The 22,921-nt window shown below is 63.0% G+C and carries 20 protein-coding genes; 5 read left to right on the top strand and 15 right to left on the bottom strand.

Going from position 1 to position 22,921, the window contains the following annotated elements; translation table 11 throughout:
- Window positions 1-17: 17 nt before the first annotated feature.
- The 9 genes from Q0J57_RS09150 to Q0J57_RS09110 form a co-directional block, all read right to left on the bottom strand.
- The gene (locus Q0J57_RS09150; RefSeq protein ID WP_297219492.1) at window positions 18-476 is read right to left on the bottom strand and encodes a GatB/YqeY domain-containing protein; all 459 of its coding nucleotides are present in this window, start codon (window positions 474-476) and stop codon (window positions 18-20) included.
- Window positions 477-600: 124 nt separating this feature from the next.
- The gene (gene rpsU / locus Q0J57_RS09145) at window positions 601-804 is read right to left on the bottom strand and encodes a 30S ribosomal protein S21 (RefSeq protein WP_296305852.1); all 204 of its coding nucleotides are present in this window, start codon (window positions 802-804) and stop codon (window positions 601-603) included.
- 153 nt (window positions 805-957) lie between these two features.
- Entirely contained in the window at window positions 958-1,245 is a 288-nt protein-coding gene (locus tag Q0J57_RS09140; RefSeq protein WP_297219490.1) for an HU family DNA-binding protein, read from the bottom strand.
- Between the two features lie 88 nt (window positions 1,246-1,333).
- On the bottom strand, window positions 1,334-2,146 hold the full coding sequence (gene rsmA / locus Q0J57_RS09135; protein ID WP_297219487.1) for a 16S rRNA (adenine(1518)-N(6)/adenine(1519)-N(6))-dimethyltransferase RsmA: 813 nt from the start codon (window positions 2,144-2,146) through the stop codon (window positions 1,334-1,336).
- Window positions 2,147-2,170: 24 nt separating this feature from the next.
- Window positions 2,171-4,213, bottom strand: a complete 2,043-nt coding sequence (gene fusA, locus Q0J57_RS09130) for an elongation factor G (RefSeq protein WP_297219485.1) — start codon at window positions 4,211-4,213, stop codon at window positions 2,171-2,173.
- 18 nt (window positions 4,214-4,231) lie between these two features.
- Window positions 4,232-5,095 carry a hypothetical protein gene (locus Q0J57_RS09125; RefSeq protein WP_297219483.1) on the bottom strand — a complete coding sequence of 288 codons (864 nt, stop codon included), beginning with the start codon at window positions 5,093-5,095 and terminating at the stop codon, window positions 4,232-4,234.
- Window positions 5,096-5,600: 505 nt separating this feature from the next.
- Window positions 5,601-6,059: a hypothetical protein gene (locus tag Q0J57_RS09120; protein WP_297219481.1), complete on the bottom strand. Its 459-nt coding sequence runs from the start codon at window positions 6,057-6,059 to the stop codon at window positions 5,601-5,603.
- A 27-nt stretch (window positions 6,060-6,086) separates the two neighbouring features.
- A complete protein-coding gene (argH, locus tag Q0J57_RS09115) occupies window positions 6,087-7,475 on the bottom strand; it encodes an argininosuccinate lyase (protein WP_297219479.1) in 1,389 nt (462 codons plus the stop codon).
- Between the two features lie 72 nt (window positions 7,476-7,547).
- The gene (locus Q0J57_RS09110; RefSeq protein WP_297219477.1) at window positions 7,548-8,756 is read right to left on the bottom strand and encodes an argininosuccinate synthase; all 1,209 of its coding nucleotides are present in this window, start codon (window positions 8,754-8,756) and stop codon (window positions 7,548-7,550) included.
- Between the two features lie 294 nt (window positions 8,757-9,050).
- On the opposite strand from Q0J57_RS09110, the gene carB reads away from it, so the two are divergent.
- From carB to Q0J57_RS09090, 4 genes are all read left to right on the top strand, one after another.
- Window positions 9,051-12,293, top strand: coding sequence for a carbamoyl-phosphate synthase large subunit (gene carB, locus Q0J57_RS09105; RefSeq protein WP_297219475.1), 3,243 nt, complete (start codon window positions 9,051-9,053; stop codon window positions 12,291-12,293).
- A gap of 3 nt (window positions 12,294-12,296) precedes the next feature.
- On the top strand, window positions 12,297-13,427 hold the full coding sequence (gene carA / locus Q0J57_RS09100; protein WP_297219473.1) for a glutamine-hydrolyzing carbamoyl-phosphate synthase small subunit: 1,131 nt from the start codon (window positions 12,297-12,299) through the stop codon (window positions 13,425-13,427).
- A 350-nt stretch (window positions 13,428-13,777) separates the two neighbouring features.
- Window positions 13,778-14,194 (top strand): hypothetical protein, encoded by a 417-nt coding sequence (locus Q0J57_RS09095; protein ID WP_297219471.1) that lies wholly within the window; start codon window positions 13,778-13,780, stop codon window positions 14,192-14,194.
- Window positions 14,195-14,219: 25 nt separating this feature from the next.
- The gene (locus Q0J57_RS09090; RefSeq protein ID WP_297219469.1) at window positions 14,220-14,465 is read left to right on the top strand and encodes a glycine zipper domain-containing protein; all 246 of its coding nucleotides are present in this window, start codon (window positions 14,220-14,222) and stop codon (window positions 14,463-14,465) included.
- 288 nt (window positions 14,466-14,753) lie between these two features.
- On the opposite strand, the gene Q0J57_RS09085 is transcribed toward Q0J57_RS09090, so the two are convergent.
- The 6 genes from Q0J57_RS09085 to mnmH all read right to left on the bottom strand — a co-directional run bounded on the left by Q0J57_RS09085 (window position 14,754) and on the right by mnmH (window position 22,073).
- Window positions 14,754-15,797, bottom strand: coding sequence for a transporter substrate-binding domain-containing protein (locus Q0J57_RS09085; RefSeq protein WP_297219467.1), 1,044 nt, complete (start codon window positions 15,795-15,797; stop codon window positions 14,754-14,756).
- 158 nt (window positions 15,798-15,955) lie between these two features.
- Window positions 15,956-17,455 (bottom strand): APC family permease, encoded by a 1,500-nt coding sequence (locus tag Q0J57_RS09080; RefSeq protein ID WP_297219465.1) that lies wholly within the window; start codon window positions 17,453-17,455, stop codon window positions 15,956-15,958.
- A 110-nt stretch (window positions 17,456-17,565) separates the two neighbouring features.
- Entirely contained in the window at window positions 17,566-18,402 is an 837-nt protein-coding gene (locus tag Q0J57_RS09075; protein ID WP_297219462.1) for an EamA family transporter, read from the bottom strand.
- A 175-nt stretch (window positions 18,403-18,577) separates the two neighbouring features.
- Window positions 18,578-19,672 (bottom strand): DUF362 domain-containing protein, encoded by a 1,095-nt coding sequence (locus tag Q0J57_RS09070; protein ID WP_297219460.1) that lies wholly within the window; start codon window positions 19,670-19,672, stop codon window positions 18,578-18,580.
- 117 nt (window positions 19,673-19,789) lie between these two features.
- Window positions 19,790-20,977 (bottom strand): alanine racemase, encoded by a 1,188-nt coding sequence (locus tag Q0J57_RS09065; RefSeq protein WP_297219458.1) that lies wholly within the window; start codon window positions 20,975-20,977, stop codon window positions 19,790-19,792.
- A 7-nt stretch (window positions 20,978-20,984) separates the two neighbouring features.
- Window positions 20,985-22,073 (bottom strand): tRNA 2-selenouridine(34) synthase MnmH, encoded by a 1,089-nt coding sequence (gene mnmH, locus Q0J57_RS09060; RefSeq protein ID WP_297219456.1) that lies wholly within the window; start codon window positions 22,071-22,073, stop codon window positions 20,985-20,987.
- 218 nt (window positions 22,074-22,291) lie between these two features.
- Between mnmH and upp the strand changes: the two genes are divergently transcribed.
- Window positions 22,292-22,918: a uracil phosphoribosyltransferase gene (gene upp / locus Q0J57_RS09055; protein WP_297219454.1), complete on the top strand. Its 627-nt coding sequence runs from the start codon at window positions 22,292-22,294 to the stop codon at window positions 22,916-22,918.
- Window positions 22,919-22,921 lie beyond the last annotated feature (3 nt).

Raw genomic sequence — 22,921 nt, 5'->3', positions numbered from 1 at the left:
GAAGCGCGGCCCTGTGATCAGCGGGCGGCGAGCCGGGCCTTGACGGCTTCGGACAGGGCCTTGCCGTCCACACGGCCCTTGTGGGTGGCCATGATGGCGGAAATGACCTTGCCCATGTCGCGGGGGGTGGTGGCGCCCACCGCGCTGATGGTGGTGTCGATGAGCTGGCTCAGTTCCTCGGGGCTGAGGGCCTTGGGCAGATAGTCCTGGATGATGGCCAGTTCCGCGGCTTCCTTGTCAGCCAGGTCGGTCCGGCCGGCAGCCGTGTACTGCTCGATGGAGTCCTGACGCTGCTTGCCTTCCTTGATGATGACATCCAGCATTTCCTCGTCGGACAGGGTTCCCCCGGGCCGGCGCAGGTCCACCAGACGGTTCTTGACCGCCGTCTTGAGCAGGCGCAGCACGCCCACGCGCACGGCATCCTTGGCCTTGTAGGCCTGCACGTAATCCTTGTCGATCTGTTCAAACAGACTCATGCACGTAACCTCGTGAAGGGGAGGCGCGCGGCACTCCCGTAAAAACGGAAAAGCGGGAAGCCCTTTCCAGGCCCCCCGCATACGGACAGCGTTGTTCACGCCCCGTGGGGACGTGAAGACGACATTACGCCGCGTTCATCTTGCGCATTTTCTTCATCAGGCGCTTACGGGCAGCGGCCTTCTTCTTCTTGCGCATCACGCTGGGCTTTTCGTAGTGCTGACGCTTCTTCATTTCGGACAGCACACCGGCCTTTTCCACCTGCTTCTTGAAGCGGCGCAGCGCGATATCGAAATTGTAATCGTCTTCGTTGAGGAACACTCCGGGCACAGTCATCACCCCCTTTTTTTTCAGGGCTCCGGCCGTGGCCGGGCGTGTGGCAGATATCTGCCGCCGTGTTTACACGGAAGAGTTCTTTTATGGCAGGTCAAGGGAAAAAGCAAGCGCTTTTTGCTGACCGCCAAAAATTTTTTTTCGCCGTGTCTAGGCGTCGTTCCTGCTGCGCAGGCTTTCCCGGAGCAGCTTGCCGGCCGTCAGGCGTATCTGCTTGCCGGCCGGAATGACCAGCGGCTGGCCGGTCTGCGGATTGCGCCCCTGACGGGCCTTGCGGTTTTCAATGCTGAAGGTACCGAAGCCGGTGAGCGTAAGGTGCGATTCTTCCACAAGGCTTTCCTGCACAGTGTGCAAAAAGGCATTGAGCACGCGTTCCGCGGCAGCCTTGGTAAGATTGGCGCGAACGGCAATGGTTTCCACAAATTCGGCTTTTGTCATCTCTTCTTCCTCCCGGCGCGCACGCCTTCCCCCTGGAATCCCGTGCCTTTTCCGGGTACAGGGTGGGGAAACAGGTGTGGCGCGCTTGTCACATTCGGGGCTGTTCCTGGCAGGCCCACAGACTGGCCAGGCGGTGAAAATCAGTCACGGCAAGCTGTTCCGGCCGCAGGGACGGGCCGATGCCGCTGTCTTCCAGGGCTGCTTCCAGCGCCGGCTGGCCGCAGCGGCGAACAATGCCGCCCAGCTGCTTGCGGCGCTGCTGAAAGCACAGCTTGAGCAGGCGGGACAGATGTGCCGTGTGAACGGGCCGCGCTGCGTCGTCCTGGGGCATAAAGGAAAGCACGGCCGAATCCACCTTGGGAGGCGGGCTGAAGGCCCCCGGCCCCACCACAAATTCCAGACGCGGCTGCACAAAACTCTGCACCCACACGGAAAGCGCCCCGTACTGTCCCGAACCAGGCTGTGCAGCCAGGCGCTGGCCTACCTCCTTCTGCACCATGAAGACACCGCGCACCATGCCCCGGGCCTGCGCCACCATGTCCCAGAGCATGGGAGAGGCAACATTATAGGGCAGATTGCCGGCAATCTTCCACGGATTGGCTGGTGAAATGCGAAACCACGGAAAGCGGAGGGCATCCATCAGCACGGCTTGCGTATGCGGACCGGCCAGGCGCTGCCGCTCCACGGCCCAGTAGCGGTCCTTTTCCAGCAGCAGCAGGCGGCTGTGCGGCTGCTCTTCCAGCGCCCGGGTCAGGGCGCCGGGGCCGGGGCCGATTTCCAGCAGCCGGTCCTGGGGCTGCGGCAGCACCAGCTCGGCAATGCGCCGGCAGATGTGCTCGTGCTTCAGAAAGTGCTGTCCCAGACTTTTCTTGGCAGCCGGGCGGGGGGTATGCGCGTTCATGACAGTGAGGCCACCGGCGGATGCTTAGGGCAGGTCAAAGCGGTCAAAGGACAGCATGAGGCCGGCACGTCCCTGGGTTGCCGAGCGCAGCTGGGTGGAAAAGCCGAAGAGCTTGCGCAGGGGGGCCGTGGCCTGAATCACCTTGCGTCCGGCCTGGTCGCGCAGATCGTCCACCTTGCCGCCACAGGTGCCCAGCAGGCTGATGGCTGCCCCCAGGAAGTCGTCGGGCACGCTGATTTCCACCTTCATGATGGGTTCAAGCGTCACGGGTGAGGCAGCGGCCACGGCCTCGCGCAGGGCCTGGCCGGCGGCCATGTGGGTACCGGGTACGGTGGTCAGCCCTTCGGTCCGCTCCACCAGATCAAGGCAGACCTCCACATCTTCCAGCGGATAGCCGGTGCGCTCGCCACTTTGCAGGGCATCGTTCACTCCGGAAAGGGCCGCTTCCAGCAGAACGCGGGGCAGCAGGCGGGCCGCTTCCTGATGATCCTGCGGCAGAAAGTCGCCCACGCGAACCAGGTTGCCCGCTCCACGCTGGCGCGGCGAGACGCTGAGGCGCACATGTCCCTGATGATGTTCCTTGCCCAGGTCCCGTTCAAAGCACACATCGGCCTGTCCCTGCCGGCGTATGGTCTCGCGCAGGATGACCTGCGGATGTCCCGCCCGGGGACTGATGCCGTATTCGCGGCGCATGCGCTCCAGCAGCACATCCAGATGCAGCTCTCCCATGCCGGACACCATGCGGCAGCCGGATTCCTCGTCCTGCTTCACCAGGAGGGTGGGGTCTTCGGCGGCATAGCGTTCCAGGGCCTCGTCCAGCAGCTTGCCCTCGTCGGCATTGCGCGGCTCCAGGGCCAGGGTAATGACCGGTGCGGAATTGTGTATGGTTTCCAGCCTGATCCGGCGCTGGCGGGACGTGAAGGTTTCGCCCGTATGGGCCGAACGCAGGCCGATAACGCTGACGATATCGCCGGCACAGGCGCTTTCCAGCTGTTCGCGGCGATCGGCGTGCATGCGGTAGATGCGTCCCACCCGGTCTTCGCACCCTGCATTGACATTGCACAGGCTGTCGCCCTCGTGCAGGGTTCCGGCATAGAGGCGCAGGAAGCAGAGCTTGCGGCCGTTTTCCATGAGGACCTTGAACACCAGGGCAGCCAGCGGCGCCGCCGCATCGGCCGGGATGGGAACGTCCTTGCCGTCGGCATTCCGACCCAGGGGAGCGGGAACATCCTGCGGCGACGGCAGCAGGGCGCATACCCCGTCCAGCAGGGGCTGCACACCGCTGTTGCGCAGGGCCGACCCGCAGAAAACCGGCGTAACGGCACGTGCCAGGGTGGCACGGCGCAGGGCCTGCATGGCCTCGTCCACCGTGGGCTGTCCCCCCAGGTAACACTCCAGAAAGGCATCGTCAGCCTCGGCCAGCTTTTCCAGCAGGAATTCCCGCCAGCGCCCGCACAGGGCCAGGGCCTCCTCGCCGGCGTCCGCCACGGGAAGGCGGGTGATGGTGCGCCCCTGGTCTTCCTGCGCAAAGGTGAGCGCTTCTTCGTGCAGCAGGTCCACCAGCCCCCGGAAGGCTTCGCCCTGTCCCAGGGGCACGGTCAGCGGCAGGGGGTTGGCGCCCAGGCGCTGGCGCATGGCGTCCAGAACGGCCTCGAAGTCCGCGCCCAGCCGGTCTATCTTGTTGATGAAGGCCAGCTTGGGGACCCCGAAATGTTCCGACTGGCGCCAGACCGTTTCGGACTGCGGCTCCACACCGGCCACAGCGCAGAACACCCCCACGGCGCCGTCCAGCACGCGCAGGCAGCGTTCCACCTCGATGGTGAAATCCACATGGCCGGGCGTATCGATGAGATTGATGGTGTGGCCGTTCCACTGGCAGGAGGTACAGGCCGAGGTGATGGTAATGCCGCGCTCCTGCTCCTCGGGCAGATAATCCATGGTGGCCGTGCCCTCGTGGACCTCGCCCAGCCGGTGAATCTTGTGGCTGTAGAAGAGCATGCGTTCCGAAAGGGTGGTCTTGCCCGCATCAATGTGGGCAATGATGCCGATATTGCGGATATCTTTCATGCGCGGGGTCTCCACGGGCTAGAGCAGGCCGAAGGCGCCGCAGCGCAGGCTGAAGAAGGCCGGCGTCAGCCCGAAGTGCAGCCAGAAGCCCTCGCAGCCCGGCGTCAGGGCCAGGGGGGCCACATGACTGAAGGGGCGCTTTTCGGTCAGGCGGCAGTGGGCGCGGGCGGCCTCGGGCGTGGTATAGATGGCGGCGGGGACCTCGGCTAGGGCCGCCGTGCGGGCGCGCTTGATGCAGCCCTCGCCATGGGCGAGAACCAGAGCATCCATGTCGAAACATTCCGGATGGGGCAGGGCCAGGGCCGGGGCCACGGTTTCCTCAAACAGGGGAATCTGCTGGCTGCGCGCGCTCTGGCCGATCATGTCCAGCTCGCCCTTGTGCAGCAGCACCAGACGCCCCGGTCCGGTGGGGATTTCTTCCATCAGGCGGCAGAGGGCAGCTTCCTCCAGCTGAAAGATATCTTCCACGCCGCAGAGTTCCAGGGCCAGCAGGGCCTGGGGCGATGGCGCGGCCGAGCCGACACAGACCGCGGCCAGCAGGGGAACCTGCGCCAGCAGGGCAGGCATGCAGGCCGCCGCAAGACGGGCCGCTGCCGCATAGGCCGGCGTAAAGGCCACAATGGCCCAGGGGGCGGGCTGGCGGGACATTTCCAGCCAGAAACCGCTCAGCGAGTCCCGCCAGTGCCGTTCCTCCTGCTGCACGGGGAGGCCGTAATACTGCCGGGCCAGGGCCAGTCCGGTCTTGATCATGGCGCGTCCGCTGGCGGGAATGGCCTCATAGGCAGCGGCAACGGCCTGATCCGGTACGCGGGCCGCATCCAGCCACTGGGGCCAGGCGGACGGGGCGGACATGTCCAACGTCTCGTGAAGCTGTGTTGTCATGGGACCTCGCAGAGAGCTTTGCATACAAAAAACAGCCTCCATGCCGGTGCGGCGGCACCAACGCATGCTGCGGCAGGGGCGGGCGACACGGCCCGCCCAGGAAGCATAACAGCTGCGGACCGTTCGCGCTAGTCCGGGAGGAGGGGGGACCACCGCCAGACGGAACGCCGGCACCGCCACGCGCATGAACGACGAAACGGGCCTTTCCCGCAGGAAAGGCCCTGCCGGCGGGAATGGCCGGAAAAGCACGAGGGAAACATGCCGGCATGCAGGCCAGGGCCTGTTCACGCGATGGTGCCGCACCGGGCATGCGCAGGATGCTTCCGCACGGTACCGGGCATGTCCGGCGCTGGCGGTATCGGTTCGCGACAGTACGTCTCCGGCGCGTGCCGTCCCGCATATCCCGTGAAAACGGGCGTTCCGGGCAGGAGAAGGCACGAGTCCGTGTGGCCCGCCGGCAGGAAACGCCGGTTCCCCTTTTCGAAAGGGCCTCCTGCGTCAGGCGCTAGCGCGCTTCCTCGTAACGCAGGGCGGTATGCTCCCGCATTTTGGCGGCTAGTTCCGCATCGCTGATCCTGCTGGCGGCCAGAGCCGCCCAGGGCAGGGTTTCCTTGTCCTGGCTGGCCTCGTGGCAGATGGTTACCAGGCTGGCATCGCGCAGGGCGGGATTTTCCACGGCCAGCGCCGCGGCGCAGGCTGCGTCAAAGCGGTCCTTCTTCAGGGCGTCGCGCACCAGCAGCTTGCGGCGCTCGTCCTTGTGGGCGGGGGCGTCTCTGGTCAGCACAATGGCCGCCAGTTCCTGCGACAGGGGATCGCCCCGTGTATCCTGCACAAAGGCCTGGACAAGCTGTTCCCGCCGGGCCATCTCCTTTTCCAGTTCCGGGGGCAGGGTTTCGGTACCGTCACAGGCGGAAAGGCCGGCAGTGAGCAGCAGGGCTGCCAGAAGAAAAAGGATGTTGCGCATGGGTCCTCCAGCACGAAAGGGCAAAGGCTACTCCCGGTCCTTCAGCCACTGGCGCAGCTGCTCCAGCTGCCGGGCCACGGAGCGGGGGCCGGTTCCCGCCGGCGTCTCGCGGCGGCGCACGGCGGCGTCATAATCCAGAACGGCGTAGACGTCTTCCCCGATGCGCGCGTCAAGGGCGCGCAGCTGTTCCAGGGACAGGTCTTCCAGGCCCTTGCCTTCCTTTTCGGCCAGGGCTACGGCATGGCCGGTCACATGGTGGGCCTCGCGGAAGGGCAGGCCCTTGCCCACCAGATAGTCGGCCAGTTCCGTGGCATTGAGGAAGCCCCGGGCGCAGGCAGCGCGCATGCGATCGGTGCGGAAGGTGGTTTCGTCAAGCATGCCGGCCATGAGGGCAAGGGAGGATTCCACCGTGCGGTCCGTATCCAGGAACCCTTCCTTGTCTTCCTGCAGGTCCCGGTTGTAGGTCAGGGGCAGGCCCTTGACAACGGTGAGCATGGCCATGAGCGCGCCATAGACGCGGCCGGTCTTGCCACGCATGAGTTCGGCCACATCGGGATTTTTCTTCTGCGGCATGATGGAGGAGCCGGTGGAATAGCCGTCGGACAGGCTCACGAAACCAAAGGACGGATTGGCCCAGAGGATGATTTCCTCACACAGGCGCGACAGATGAGCCATGATGCAGGAGGCGGCAAAGAGCGATTCCAGCACGAAATCCCTGTCGGAAACGCCGTCCATGGAATTGCCGTAGATGCGTTCAAAGCCCACTTCCTGGGCCACGCTCTGCGGGTCGAGGGGATAGGTGGTGCCGGCCAGGGCAGCGCAGCCCAGGGGCGAGATGCGCACCCGTTTGCGCACGTCGTCAAGCCGGTCCACATCGCGGGCGAACATCCAGGCATAGGCCAGCAGGTGATGGGCCAGGCTCACGGGCTGGGCCGGTTGCAGATGGGTGCAGCCGGGCAGAATATCGGCCTGGTGCCCGTCGGCACGGCGCACCAGCGTTGCCACCAGATGTTCGGCGGCCTTCTGCCAGGCGGCCAGACGGTCATTGACAAAAAGGCGGAAGGTCAGGCCCACCTGGTCATTGCGGCTGCGGCCGGTATGCAGCTTCTTGCCCGTATCTCCCACAATTTCGGTAAGGCGGGCTTCGATATTCATGTGCACATCTTCCAGCGCGGGTTTCCAGACAAAGGAGCCGTCTTCTATTTCCTTTTTCACGGCATCCAGCCCGTCCACCAGTATCTGGGCTTCCTGCGGGGTGATGACCCCCTGGCGGCCCAGCATGTGGGCATGGGCCTGCGAGGCGCGGATGTCCTGCGCATAGAGAGCGCGGTCATAGGTCTGAGAATCGGTATAGGCGGCCACGGCCTCTCTGGGGCCTTCGGCAAAGCGGCCGCCCCAGCTCTGGTTGGTGCTCATGTTCGGCTCACGGGAAAAAGGGTGAAGGAAGGCGGGCGGCCGAAGCCGCCCGCACAGGGAGACAGAACGGGGCTACTTGCCCATCTTGGCCTTGATGGCGGCATACATGCCGAGGCGCAGGCTGTTGAGGCGGATGAAGCCGGCGGCATCCTTGTGATCGTAGTTGCCGCCCTCGAAGGTGGCCAGGTCTTCGGAGAAGAGCGAGTAGGGAGAGGTGCGGCACAGGGGCCACACGCCGCCCTTGTAGAGCTTGGCCTTCACCGTACCGGTGACGGTTTCCTGCGACTTGTCGAAGAAGGCCTGCATGGCTTCGCGTTCGGGGGAGAACCAGTAGCCGTTGTAGATGGCGTGGGAGAAGGGCACGGACAGCTGGTCACGGATGGCCAGCAGCTCGCGGTCCATGCAGATGCCTTCCAGGTCGCGGTGCAGGGCAAACAGCAGGGTGCCGGCGGGATTTTCGTACACGCCGCGGCACTTCATGCCCACGTAGCGGTTTTCCACCATGTCGTCCCGGCCGATGCCGTGCTTGCCCGCCTTTTCGGCCAGCACGCGGATGACATTGTACGGCGAGAGCTTTTCGCCGTTGACGGACACGGGATTGCCGGCCTCGAAGCCCACTTCGATGATTTCCGGCTCATTGGGGGCCAGCTCCACGGGAACGCAGCGTTCATGGCAGGATTCGTGCGGGGCATTGGCCGGATTTTCCAGTTCGCTGCCTTCGAAGCTGGTGTGCAGCATGTTGGCATCCATGCTGTAGCGCTTGGCAGCGGAGGAAATGGGAATGCCGTGCTTTTCGGCAAAGGCGTTGAGCGCCGTGCGGGACATGAGGTCCCATTCGCGCCAGGGCGCAATGACCTTGATGTCCGGGGCCAGGGCCTTGGCCGAGAATTCAAAGCGCACCTGGTCATTGCCCTTGCCGGTGGCGCCGTGGGAAATGGCGTCGGCACCTTCCTTGCGGGCAATGTCGATGAGGGCCTTGGTGATGCAGGGGCGGGCAATGGAGGTGCCCAGCATGTAGCGGTTTTCGTAGCGGGCCGCGCCGCGCATCATGGGAAAGACGTAGTTGGCCGCCATTTCCTCGCGCAGGTCCACCACATAGGCCTTGCTGGCGCCGGTCTTGTAGGCCTTGGCTTCCACGCCGCTCAGGTCTTCGGGCTGGCCGAGATTGGCCGTGCAGGTGATAACCTCGCAGTGGTAGGTTTCAATAAGCCATTTGAGGATAACGGAAGTATCCAGCCCGCCGGAATAGGCGAGCACCACTTTTTTGATTTTGTTGCTCATGGGCAGCCTCGCTAGAAAATTTGGGCATTCAGTATCGCCCCAAAGCATTTTTTTGGCAAGTCCCGGCAGAGGCATCGCCATGAACGGCAAAAGCGGGTAGACTGGGAGAAGGCCGGCCCGTTCCGGCAGGAGAACTGCCGTGCGGCACATCTCCGCTTGACGGACGGGCAGGCAGCGGATAGAAGAAATCGTTTTGACCGGATGACACTTGCGCAAGGGGCCAGTGGGGCGGCGCAAGGCTTTCCAAGGGGCAGGGCCGCACCCTGCGATACTTCCAAACCACAGGAATATCCCATGCCCAAACGCACGGATTTACACAAGATTATGGTTATAGGGGCCGGGCCGATCATCATCGGCCAGGGGTGCGAGTTTGACTATTCCGGCTCGCAGGCAGTCAAGGCCCTGAAGGAAGAGGGGTATCAGGTCGTGCTGGTGAACTCCAATCCTGCCACCATCATGACCGACCCCCACATGGCCGATGCCACCTACGTGGAACCCATTGAGCGCAACACGCTTGCGGCCATCATCCGCAAGGAACGCCCCGATGCCCTCCTGCCCACCCTTGGCGGACAGACGGCCCTCAACGCCGCTCTCGGCCTTGCCCGGAGCGGCATTTTGGCGGAATACGGGGTGGAACTCATCGGCGCCAATGCCGAAGTCATCGAAAAGGCCGAAAGCCGCGAACAGTTCCGCCAGGCCATGGAAAACATCGGCCTTACCGTGCCGGCCAGCGGCATTGCCCGCAATATGGATGATGTCCGCCGCCTGGGGGACATCCTGCCCTTCCCCCTCATTGTACGGCCGGCCTTCACCCTGGGCGGCACCGGCGGTGGCGTGGCCTACAATATGTCCGATCTGGAAGAGGTGGCTGCCCGCGGTCTGGCGGCCAGCCCCACCTCGGAAGTCATGATCGAGCAGAGCGTGCTGGGCTGGAAGGAATTCGAAATGGAAGTGGTGCGCGACAAGAAGGACAATTGCGTCATTGTCTGCTCCATTGAAAATTTCGATGCCATGGGGGTGCATACGGGAGACTCCATCACCGTGGCGCCGGCACAGACCCTCACCGATGTGGAATACCAGAAGATGCGCGATGCCTCCCTGGCCATCATGCGCGAAATCGGGGTGGAAACCGGCGGCAGCAACGTGCAGTTCGGCATCAATCCCCGCAATGGCGACATGGTGGTCATCGAGATGAACCCCCGCGTGTCCCGCTCGTCGGCGCTGGCGTCCAAGGCCACGGGCTTTCCCATTGCCAAGATCGCGGCCAAGCTGGCCGTGGGCTACACCCTGGATGAACTGCGCAACGACATTACCCGCGAGACGGCGGCCAGCTTCGAGCCGGCCATCGACTACTGCGTGGTCAAGATTCCGCGCTTTACCTTTGAAAAGTTCCCCGGTGCCAAGGATGAGCTGACCACGTCCATGAAGAGCGTGGGCGAGGCCATGAGCATTGGCCGCACCTTCAAGGAAGCGCTGCAGAAGGGCCTGCGCTCCATGGAAATCGGCGCGTCCGGTCTGGGCTTCAATTTCCGTGCCGAGCTGCCGGATCGTGAAACCATTCTGCAGGGGCTGCGCACGCCCCATTCGCGCCGCATCTTTGATCTGCGCCGCGCCATGCTGGCCGGCATCAGCGAGGAAGAAATCTACGAGGCGTCGTCCATCGACCCCTGGTTCCTGCGCCAGCTGCGCGACATCGTGGACATGGAAAACCGCATCCGCGACTTTGGCCTGGCCAATGACATGACCCCGGCCAATGCCGATCTGGCCCCGCTGCTGCGCGAAGCCAAGGAATACGGCTTTTCCGACCGTCAGCTGGCCGAAATGTGGAAACGCCCGGAAACGGACATCCGCCGCCTGCGCAAGGAGCTGGGCATCATCCCCACCTTCTATCTGGTGGATACCTGCGCGGCGGAATTCGAAGCCTATACCCCCTATTACTACTCCACCTACGAGCGCGGACAGGAAGTGGAAAGCCGCGACTGCCGCAAGGTGGTCATTCTGGGCGGCGGCCCCAACCGCATCGGTCAGGGCATCGAATTCGACTACTGCTGCTGCCATGCCTCCTTTGCCCTGCGTGACGCCGGCGTCATGGCCATCATGGTCAATTCCAATCCCGAAACCGTGTCCACGGACTATGACACCTCGGACCGGCTCTATTTCGAGCCGCTGACCTTTGAAGATGTGATGAACATCATCGAAAAGGAAAAGCCCGAGGGCGTCATCGTGCAGTTCGGCGGGCAGACGCCGCTCAATCTGGCCGTGCCGCTCATGCGTGCCGGGGTGCCCATTCTTGGCACGTCCCCGGATGCCATCGACCGCGCCGAGGACCGGGAGCGCTTCCAGGCCCTCATCGAAAAGCTGGGGCTGCTCCAGCCGGACAACGGCACGGCCATGAGCCTGGAAGACGCCCTGGCCGTGGCCGAACGCATCACCTATCCCGTGGTGGTGCGCCCCAGCTACGTGCTGGGCGGCCGTGCCATGGCCGTGGTCTATGACAAGGAAGAGCTGAGCGAATACTTTGCGGAGCAGGTGCCCGAAAAGCCGGAACATCCCATCCTCATCGACAAGTTCCTGGAACATGCCGTGGAAGTGGATGTGGACGCCCTGTCCGACGGCAGCGACGTTTATGTGGCCGGCATCATGGAGCACATCGAGGAGGCGGGCATCCATTCGGGCGACTCGGCCTGCGTGCTGCCGCCCTTCTCCCTGTCCTATGATCATGTGGCCCTCATTGCTGCGCAGGCCGAGGCCCTGGCCCGCGAACTCAAGGTGGTGGGCCTCATGAACATCCAGTTTGCCGTCAAGGGCGATGATGTCTACATCCTGGAAGTGAACCCCCGCGCCTCGCGCACGGCGCCCTTTGTGTCCAAGGCCACCGGCGTGCCGCTGCCCTATCTGGCCACGCAGATCATGCTGGGCAAGACCCTGGAGGAACTGGACCCCTGGAGCATGCTGCGCGGCGGCTTTACCTGCGTCAAGGAAGCGGTGCTGCCCTTCCAGCGCTTCCCCGGCGTGGACATCATCCTCGGCCCTGAAATGCACTCCACCGGCGAGGTCATGGGCATGGGCACCAACTTCCCCGATGCCTTCATGAAAAGCCAGCTTGGCGCGGGCCAGTCCCTGCCGCAGAGCGGCAACGTCTTCCTGTCGGTCAATGATCGCGACAAGCCCCTGCTGCCCGAGGTGGCGGCCATGTTTGCGGAGCTGGGCTTCCACCTGCTGGCCACGCGCGGCACGGCCAAGCTGCTGCGCGAACACGGGCTGGAGGTGGAAGAGGTGCGCAAGGTCTATGAAGGACGGCCGCACATCGTGGATCGTATCGTCAATCATGAGATTGCCCTGGTGGTCAATACCGCCTCGGGCAAGAACACGGCCCGCGATTCCAAGTCCATCCGCCATGCGGCGGTGACCTATGGGGTGCCGTACTGCACCACGGTGGCCGGCGCCAAGGCCACGGCCATTGCCATTGGCAAGAAGAGCGATGGCATGCACGTGGAAAGCCTGCAGGAATACTACGCCCGCGAAGTGCGGAGGTAAGAGATGAAAGCGTTACTTGTGCTCGAAGACGGCTTCTGCCTGGAAGGCAAGTCCTTTACCGGCGAGTTTGAAACCGGCGGTGAAGTGATTTTCAATACCGGCATGACCGGCTATCAGGAAGTTCTCACCGACCCGTCCTACTACGGGCAGATGGTCTGCATGACCTATCCGCTCATCGGCAATTATGGCATCAATCCGCAGGACATGGAGTCCCCGCGCATCCATTTGCGCGCGCTGCTGGTCAAGGAATGCTGCAAGCAGCCTTCCAACTGGCGTGCCACCAAGTCGCTGCCGGCCTTTCTCAAGCAATGGGGCGTGCCCGGTCTGGAAGGCATCGATACCCGCGCGCTGACCCGGCACCTGCGCATCAACGGGGCCATGCGGGGCATCATTTCCACCCGGGACCTTGATCCGGTCTCGTTGCAGGCCAAGGCCCGGGCGCTGCCCAGCATGGAAGGGCAGAACCTTGTGCCCTATGTCTGCGCCAGAAAGCCCTATGTCCTGAATGGTGACCATACGGAAGAGGTTTCCTTCAACAGTCGCGGGGCCTATGCCTGGAAAGGGACGGGCATTCCGCTGCTGGTCTATGACTTTGGCGTGAAATGGAACATTCTGCGCCTGCTGGCGCAGGCCGGTTTTGAGGTGGTGGCCGTGCCGCCCACCTTTACGGTGGAGCAGGCCAAAGCCAGCGGCGCCCGGGCCATCTTTCTGTCCAACGGCCCCGGCGACCCGGCAACTCTGCAAGGCGAAATCGAGATCATTCGCGGGCTTGTGCAGGAATTTCCCGTTACCGGCATCTGCCTCGGGCACCAGCTGCTCGGTCATGCCCTGGGGGGAACCACGGCCAAACTCAAGTTCGGGCATCATGGCTGCAACCATCCCGTCAAGGACCTGACCACCGGACGCATCGAAATCTCCTCGCAGAACCATGGCTTCCATGTGGTGCTTGATGGCGTGGAGGATGTGGAAGTGACCCATATCAACCTCAACGACCAGACCCTGGAAGGCATGCGCCACAAGACGCTGCCGGTCATGAGCGTGCAGTACCATCCCGAGGCCGCCGCCGGCCCCCATGATGGGCGTTACCTCTTTGACCGCTTTTTCCAGATGGCCAGCGCGGCTACTAAAGACTAGATCGCGCTGCATGCCGATGTCACACGGGGGAGCTGCTGCATGGCGGCTCTCCCGTTTTTTTTTGCGGCGCAGGCCACTGTGCGGGAAAGGCATATGCCACGGGGGCGCAGGGCATCCGCAATGCCTTTGGACGGGCCGGCATATGCCCGCGGCTGCGAAGGAACCCGGCGCAGGGCGCATGAGGCCAGCCTGCTGTCTGGTGGCGTGCCCGGCCCACGCCCAGCGGCATACTTGCCAAGATGACGGGATGTAGGCTATAGCGGCGTAAGAGGTACCTCCCGCTTTGGCATGTGCAGAAGGCGGAGGGCGGGATGTTCCCGCGCAGCCTCCAGACCAAGAGGAGTCTTGACGTGAAGAAAACCATCGCTGCGCTGGCATTGATGCTTACGTTGGCAATGGGGGCTTCCACGCAGGCCGCACCACGGAGCAATCCCGTGGACCAGTTCACGGGTACGGTGTGGCAGGCGACCAGCCCGGACAACAAGGCCGCATTTCTTTTTGGCGTGGAATCGGCCATTACGGTGGAATACTTTGTGAACAGCAAGGCCGCCGAAAAGGCTGCCAAGGAAGGAAAGGCCCCGGCTTCCAACCTCTCGCCCTTTGAAAAGGGTTGGATGACCGCCATGAAGGATGTGAGCCGCCGCCAGATCATCGAAAAGATTGATGCCTGGTATGCTGCCAATCCCGACAAGCTGGATACGCCGGTCATGACGGCCATCTGGATTGTGTTTATCAAGCCGACACTGGCCTCCGCTGCTGCAAAGTAGCCAGGCCATACGAGGAGTCTTTTTTATGAAAAAGCTGTTTGCGGGCGCCCTGCTCGTCGTCATGTGTGTTGGTGGCTTTGGCTGCACCAATATGAGCCGTACCCAGCAGGGTGTGGCCAGCGGTGCGGCCCTTGGTGCGCTTGGCGGCGCCGGTGTGGCGGCCATTTCCGGCGGCTCCGCCGGCTGGGGCGCACTGGCCGGCGCCGGTGTGGGTGCGCTGGCCGGCGGCATTGTTGGTAACAGCCAGGAACGCCGTTCTCATCACTGGTAAAAAAGCGTACAGCAGAGGGTGACCTCTGGCTGGTGATGCAGGGGGGACCGGACATCCGGTTCCCCCTTTTTTTACGGGTGGGGCCGGCGGCGGCTTTGCCGTCGTTGCCGCATGGCGCATGGGCCAGACCGCGCCATCTGCCCGGCAAGTCCGGCAGACGAGGCAAGGCAGGCTATGGGCTTTGCAAGCGTGCCGCGCGGCATGGCCGCAGGGACTGCCCCTGACGACAGAAGCGGCACGGTAGGGGATACCGTGCCGCTTCCTGCCAGTATGGCGTGTGAGAGGAGATCAGGAGGCCTGCTGCTGTTCTCTGGCGGCCCGGGCGCGATTGGTTTCCCGGATGTCCTGAATGGCGGCACGGGTGGCCTTCATGACGGAGATACGCCACCAGGTATGGAAGGCAAAGCCCAGCAGGATGATTTCCGTAAAGAAGAAGAACAGCCACTGCAGATGTGTGTCAGGCGCGCTGATGTCGCTTTCCGTATTCATCCAGTAGTTGGCAAGGGCCTGGCGTTCTTCCGGTTCGATGGTATCCATGGCCTTCTTCAGAATATTGAAGAGAACGGGCCAGTCCTTGCGCACGGCAATGGCATGCCCGTAGCTGGATTCCACGCTGCCCACGGCCTCGATTTGCAGGATGCCGGCCGTATGAATCTTTTCCTTCAGGTTGAATTCATAGTCCACGATGGCGTCAGCCTCGCCATTGACCACGGCCTTGAGGGCATCCACGGTGGTGGGGTAGGGGCAGACCACCACTTCGGGGTGATGTTCCAGCAAGAAGTCATGCCAGGCATAGGCGGCCACCACGGCTACCCGCTTGTCGTGCAGGTCGGCCATGCTGATGTCCATGAAGCCGGAATCGCGCCGGGCCATGATGACGCCGGGTTCGTTGATATACGGCTCGGTAAAGAGCATGTATTCGCTGCGCCGGGCCGTCTGGGCGGCGGCCATGTACACATCCACCACGCGGGCCTGGGCATGCAGCTCGGTCTGTGCCCAGTCGCTGAGGCGCAGGGGCACGAAGGTGATACCGGTCAGGTGATGCAGCAGCCGCATGTAGTCCCCGCCAAGGCCGGAATACTGCCCGCGGCCATCAAAGGTTTCGATGGGGTAGAAATAGGGGTCAACCCCAACGGAAACCGGACCGTGGCTGGTGATCCAGGCCTGTTCTTCGGGGGTCAGCTTGTTGATGATGGGTTTCTTGTCCGCAATCAGCTCATCCACAACACGGGTCTTTTCCTGAAAGACAGACGGAAAAAAGGTTTCAAGACCGATATATACCTGAACAATGGTCAGGAGAAAGGCCAGAATAATCGAGAGAAGCAGGCGCATTCCATATCTCCGATAACGGGCACCAGCCGCGTCCAGTCAGCGCAGGGGCATGCCGGCGGGTGCCGTGGGTTTTGTGCATGAACGGGTAGGGCTGCGGGTCAGCTGCCGGCAGGGCAAGCCCGCGGCAGACGGGGCAGGCGGTCACGGCCGGCCGGACCCTACATGATGTCCTCATCATCCTCCATGGTATCAAAGAGCACTTCCTGCTCAGCCTTGCCAAAGAGCAGATAGCGCATGGTCGAATGCGGGATGGCCAGCAGTTCCTGCTGCTTGCCGATGAAGAAAATGGCGCCCAGGGTCACCCAGGCAAAGAGCATGCACCAGTTGGGGACATTGATGGCAACGGGGGAGCTGGGCACCATGAGCAGGCCGATGCAGATGACGGAGGTCATGGCGCCCATGATGCAGACCGGCTTGCCCCAGGTGGATTCGCGCAGTTCGGGATGGGCCTCAAGATACTTGCGCGCGGTGAGGCAGGTGAAAAGGTAGGCCAGGGCCGTGCCAATGGAGGACATGGACACGATCCAGTCCAGGGCGGGGCGGCCGAACCAGGGCACGATGAGCGTCAGCACCGTGATGAAGACCACGCTCTTCCAGGCCGTATTGTACTTGGGGTGCACTTCGGAGAAGAAGTTCGGCAAAAACTTGCTGCGCCCCATGCTGAAGAGCAGGCGGGTGGTGGCCATGAAAAAGCCGTTCATGCCGGTAAGGATGCCGGCCAGCACCGGCACGGCCAGGGCCACGCCGCCCCAGCGTCCGAAGACCTGGTCGGCCACCCAGCCGGTAGCCCAGGAGTGGTTGGCGGCCAGCAGTTCCTTGTAGGGAATGAGACCGGCCACGGACAGGGTGACCAGGGCATAGATGATGGCGCCGCAGATGATGGACAGCAGCATGAGGTCGCGGGCCTTACTGGGCGAAAAAGCAAATTCTTCCGCTGTCTGCGGGATGGTGTCAAAGCCCACGAACAGCCATGGCGTCAGGGCCAGGACCATCATGACACAGGCAATGGGCGAACGGTTTTCCGCAAAGAACGGCTTGAGGTTTTCGATGCTGGCCGTATCGGCGGCAGCCGTGCCGCCTGCCAACACCAGCACGCCGATGGTCAGGGCAAAGGCCAGAAATACCTGGATGGTGCTGGCGGCGTCCACGCCACGGAAGTTCATGTAGCCGAAGCCGATGAGAATGACGGTGATGTAGCCTACCTCGCTGAGGTAGATGTCCCAGTCAAGCACGGTATACAGGTAGCCGAACTGTATGCTTGATCCGAAGAGAAAGCGGACCAGCAGGATGATGGCCGTGGCATTGGCGGCAATGACGCAGATATAGCTCAGCACCAGTGCCCAGCCGCAGATGAAGGCGCCCTTGGAGCCGAAGCCGGCATAGGCGTAGGCAAAGGCGCCACCGGCCACAGGATAGGGTTTGATAAGAAAGCTGTAGGTCAGCGCCACGACGCACTGGAACAGTGCGCCGACGAAAAAGGCGATGACGGTGCCGATGGGTCCCGCATTGGGCAGAAAGGTGATGCCGGGCAGCATGAAGCAGCCCCAGCCCACAATGGCACCAAGGGCGAGAGCCAGAACTTCGGTGGGGCCAAGGGTCTTGGCAAGTTCTTCACGAACTTCATTCATCAGTTCGTTCTTGTTGGCGAATTCCCCCATTTGTACCTCCACTGGTATGACTTGTTCAAAAAAGAACGAATAACCATGTACAGTCAAAATCCTTGAAAGTCAAGGAATGCTGCCAGTTGAGCATGTATGTGCTCAGCAGATCAGCCAATCTTGAGAAGCATTGTGCCACAACACACAAGCAGTACGGCAAGTCCCCGGACGAGCGTCAGGCGTTCACCAAGAAAGATGACGGCCATGAGCATGCCGAAAATCACCGAGGTTTCGCGCAGGGCCGCCACCATGGCGATGGGGGCCATGGTCATGGCCCAGATGGCTATGCCGTAGGATCCCAGTCCGGCCAGGCCGCCGGCAATGCCCACCAGGGCACGGCGCCGCAGATAGGGCAGGTAGGCCCGCCCGTGACGCCAGAAAACGTAAATGTGCAGGGGAAAGATATTGAGAAAGAATATCCAGCAGGCATAGGTCACCCCGTCATGGGCCGTGGTGGCGCCAAAGCCGTCGGCCAGGGTGTAGCCCATGATGACAAAGGAGGTGCGCAGGGAAACGAGGATACCGTGCAGGCTGGCGCTGCGGCGGAAATTGTCCAGCGTGAGCACCAGAATGCCGCCGCAGAGTATGGCCACGCCACACCAGGCAAGCGGCGGCAGCGACTGCCCCAGGCAGAGCATGACAAGGGAGGTGAGCAGAGGCGCACAGCCGCGCATGATGGTGTAGCCGAGGGTGAGGTCCACCTCGTCATACGCGGCGGAAATGCAGATGTAGTAGGTCAGGTGGCAGCAGCAGGAAAGCAGCAGGTAGGGCCAGCAGGCAGCAGGCAGCGGCGGCAGAAAGGGCAGGATGAGCAGTGCTCCCAGTCCGCCGCCCAGAGCATTCATGGCGGATTCAAAGAGCTTGTTGTCGCCACCCTTGACAATGATGTTCCAGGTGGCGTGCAGAAGGGCGGCTCCGAGAACCAGCAGCATGACATGGCTTGACATAAGCCCTCCAGTGGCGTGCAGGGAAGGGAGGAGTCTCTACTTCAAGCATATTGTCACAAACGGCTGGTCAACGCAATGCGAAACAAAAATGACGAATGTTCATAACACATGTCCCGGCAGACGGAAAAAGTCTGCCGGGACAATATGTTAGCGTATTTTTTTGTCAGTATGGAGCCTAGATTTTTTCCAGGGTGTACTGGCGGCTGCCCAGACCGATCTGCTCGCCGTAGCTCAGCTGCACATGTCCGCGGGTATAGGGCCAGCGGGCCGTGAACTTGTCGTCACCGGGCTGTACCTTCAGGGCAGGATCAAGGCAGGGCGCCTTGTTTACCAGGTCAAAACAGGCCTGATCCAGTGCCACGGGGTCCGTGGAGGCCAGCAGGCCGATGTCGGGCACCATGGGCATATCGCTCCAGGCCACACAGTCACAGTCAGGTGTGACATTCATCACAAAGTTGATGTAGCAGATGTGCTTTCTGCCCTTGACGGTGCCATAGGCGTATTCGGTCAGGCGCTCCACAAAGGGTTCCATTTCCGTGGCCCAGTCAATGCTGATGGCCTTGGTGGGACAGACCGTGATACATTCAAAGCAGCCGATGCAGCGCGAGGTATCCACATGGCTTTTCTTGTCCTGCAGGCTCAGGGCATGCTGGGGGCAGTTCCGGACGCACTTGCCGCAGCCCACGCAGATATTGTGATCCACGGAAACGTGCGTGCCGTGCTGATCGCGCTTGCCGCGTACCGAGGCGCCGCCCATGGCCAGATTCTTGATGGCGCCGCCAAAGCCGGCCATTTCGTGCCCCTTGAAGTGGGAAAGCACCACCATGCTGGGCGCCCGGCGGATTTCCCTGGCAATATGCACTTCCTTGAAGTGCTTGCAGTTGATGCGCACCGGCACATCGTTCTCCCCATAGAGACCGTCGGCAATGATCACGGGAGCATGCACAACCGCCGGCGTGAAGCCGTGGCTGTAGGCCGTTTGCAGATGGTCCACGGCATTGTGGCGCGTGCCGGAATACAGGGTGGTGGTGTCGGTCAGAAAGGGCTTACCGCCGGCGGCAAGCACCTTGTCCACCACCTGGCGCACAAGCGTGGGGTTGAGGTGGGTATCATTGCCATATTCGCCGAAATGCAGCTTGATGGCCGTGAGGTCATTCTTGCGGACCGTGCGCTTGAGACCCACGGCATCGCACAGGCGGGCCAGCTTGGCCAGCTTGCTGTCCTCGTGGGAGCGGCTGTGCATGTCGGCAAAGTAAACAGTGGCAGCCATAGTTCGTTCCTCCTTGCATGAAAGTGCGGGACAGATGGGCTGCGGACGCTTTTATTCACTATAGGCATCCGTGGCCCAGCTGTCACGAAAAAAGGCGTTTCCTGCGGCCCGGCGGGCTTACCAGCCGCGGCAGCGTGTCAGAAAATCCGCCGGTCGTCCATCCCGCAGCAGCACATAGCCTGCATGGCAGGCGGCCGTGGCGCAGGCATGATTGGGCAGGATGCGCAGGCGCGTGCCCACCGGCAGGTCCGGGCAGGCGGCGGGGCCGGGCATGGCCTGTGCGGGTGCCACAGGCCCGCAGCTGATGATGCCGTGCTCCTGATTGGTTTCACTGACGCGCAGGCCGGGCAGCAGCGTGCCGTCCTCACGGCAGACCAGACCGTAGCCCTGAAAGGGCCACTGTCGCGTCAGTCCCCTGTCCGCGGAAAGGGCCGTCCATCCGGCATCCACCACCAGACTGCCGTCACTGCGGCGTCTGCCCAGCACCGTGGTCAGGACGCTCAGGGCAATGTCGTCCAGGGTGCAGACGCCCAGACCGGCCATGGTCAGATCCATAAAGGGATAGACGCCGGCCCGGACTTCGGTGACACCGGCGGGATAGCGCCCCAGCAGGACCGTGGGCGTGGAGCCGGCGCTGACCACCGGGCAGGCATGGCCGGCCTCGCGCAGGCGGCGGGCAGCCAGCACAACGGCGTGCCCCTCCTGCTGGGCCAGCGTGGCACAGCGGTCCGTATGGGGCGCGTCATAGGCGCCCCCGGCATGGGTCAGCACCCCGCGCAGGCACAGGCCCGTGCTGCGCCGCAGCTGTTCCGCCGCGGCAGGCAGCTCGCTCCCCTCCGGGGCAAGACCGCTGCGGTGACCATCGCAGTCGATTTCCAGCAGCACGGGCAGGGGGCTGTCGTCGTTGGTTCGCAGGGATGCCAGCGCCGCATCCAGCAGGTGCACGCTTTCTGCGGCATCAAGCACCACGGACAGGTCCGCGCCCTGACGGCGCAGGGCCAGCACCCTGTCCAGCTTTTGCGGAACCATGCCCACCGCATAGCAGAGGTCCGTTATGCCGTGACGGAAAAAATAGTCGGCCTCGGCCAGGGTGGATACCGTGGCCGGTCCATGGGGCGACGCCATGCAGTGGCGGGCCAGCTCCGCATTCTTGACGGTCTTGAGATGCGGCCGCAGGCACAGTCCCTGCCGGCGCACATGGGCGGAAACTCTGGCGCAGTTGGCCAGCAGGCGGGTTTCGTCCAGCAGCAGACAGGGGGTGGGCAAGCGCTTGTCCCGCAGGGAAGAGGCAATGACGGTGGGCATGGGAACCTCACAGGGCAGCGGGAGCGGACAGGGCCAGCCGGCGCAGCTGGCGGGCGGCTTCCTCCGGGCAGTCCGTGGTGCAGTCCAGGCTGGCCAGGAGCGGGCCGCTGCGATGCTGCTGCTGGTGGGCATAGCATTTGTCATAATAGGTCAGCACGGCCCGTACGGCGTCTTCCAGCTGGCCGGCCCGCACCGCGGCGCAGCAGCGGGCAGTGGTTTCGCTGCCCAGACGGCGTTGCAGCTTTTGCAGGGCCGCGCACAGGGCCTCCTGGACGGCGGGGTTGTGTCCGTCGCCGCTGTAGATGCGCACAAGGCGGCGTATGCGGTCATCCAGGGGCAGATGCACCATGATCAGGGGGGAGGCGTCAATGTGATGGAAAAATTCCTCGCACAGGGTCACCTGGCCGATGCGGCGGCTTTCATCCTCCAGCCAGACGGGGCGCTGCGGGTCCAGCCGGCGCCACTGCTCAAAAAGGCGGTTTTCAAAATCCTCGTTGCCGGGCTGGGGGATGGACAGGCCCACGGCCCCGAAGGCCGACCCCCGGTGGCAGGCCAGTCCCTCCAGGTCCACCACCTGTTCCCCCAGGGCTGCCAGCGCATGCAGCATGTCCGTCTTGCCGCAGCCGGTGAGGCCGCTCAGCACCAGCACAGGCCGGGGAAGGCCCAGTACGTAGCGCGCGTGGCGCCGATAGCTCTTGTAGCCGCCGTGCAGCAGGGCCACGGTGAGACCGCAGCTTTCCAGCAGCCAGGCCATGCTGCGGCTGCGCATGCCGCCGCGCCAGCAGTAGAGGAGCACATGCGGCCGTGCGGGCGAAGCCGCAGCATGCGCGGAGGAGCGGCACAGGTCCAGCGCCTGCCCGGCCTTGCCGGCCAGCTGATCACCCACCAGGCGCAGCGCCAGCAGGACGGCTTCCGTGCGACCCTGCCGGGCATAGCAGGTGCCCACCTGGGCACGTTCCGCATCGGAGAACAGGGGCAGGTTCTGCGCGCCGGCCATATGGGCACAGGCAAATTCCCCTGGTGAACGCACATCCAGAACCGGGACGCCGGCATCACGCAGACGCAGAAACTGGTCAATGGCAAGGAAGGTGGGCATAGGACGTTCGGGATAGACGAAAATACGGGACCTGCCGGCCCCGTGTATACGCAACATCGTAGAAACCGGCAAACGAGGGGGCAAAACGGCGTGGCTTTGCTCTACGACAAAAGTTTCCGCATGTAAATACGGCCTTGCCTTGACAGACACAGCGGGGCCGTATATTGTAAAAGGAGTATATTATATTTATATTTCAAGGGGTTATCAAGGAGGTTGTCATGGCTGTCCATGTGGTTGATCATCCGCTGGTGCGGCATAAGCTGGGGATTCTGCGTATGGACTCCACAGGTACGCGCGAATTTCGCACCATTGCCAACGAACTGGCCAGGCTGCTGAGCTACGAGGCCACCAAGCATTTCAAAACGGAAAAGCGCACGGTGCAGGGCTGGGCCGGCCCGGTGGAGGTGGATGTCATTTCCGGCAAGAAGGTGACGGTGGTGCCCATTCTGCGGGCCGGTCTCGGCCTCATGGACGGGGTGCTGGACATGATTCCGGGCGCCAAGATCAGCGTGGTGGGGCTGTATCGCAACGAGGAGACCCTGGAGCCGGTGGAATACTACGTCAAGACGGCCCGCAATCTGGAGCATCGCTTTGCCATCATTCTTGACCCCATGCTGGCAACGGGCGGCTCGCTCATTGCCACCATCGACCTGCTCAAGAAGCGGGGCTGCCGCCAGATGTGCAGCCTCAACCTGGTCTGCGCGCCGGAAGGCATTGCCCGGGTGCAGCAGGCGCATCCCGATGTGGACATCTTCACGGCGGCCATTGACAGCCACCTGAATGAAAACGGCTATATCATTCCCGGTCTTGGGGATGCGGGCGACCGCATCTTCGGCACCAAATAGCAG

Origin of the sequence: uncultured Desulfovibrio sp., assembly GCF_944324505.1 — a bacterium.
GTDB lineage: Bacteria > Desulfobacterota > Desulfovibrionia > Desulfovibrionales > Desulfovibrionaceae > Desulfovibrio.
This window is presented reverse-complemented; position numbering and strand designations above follow the sequence as displayed.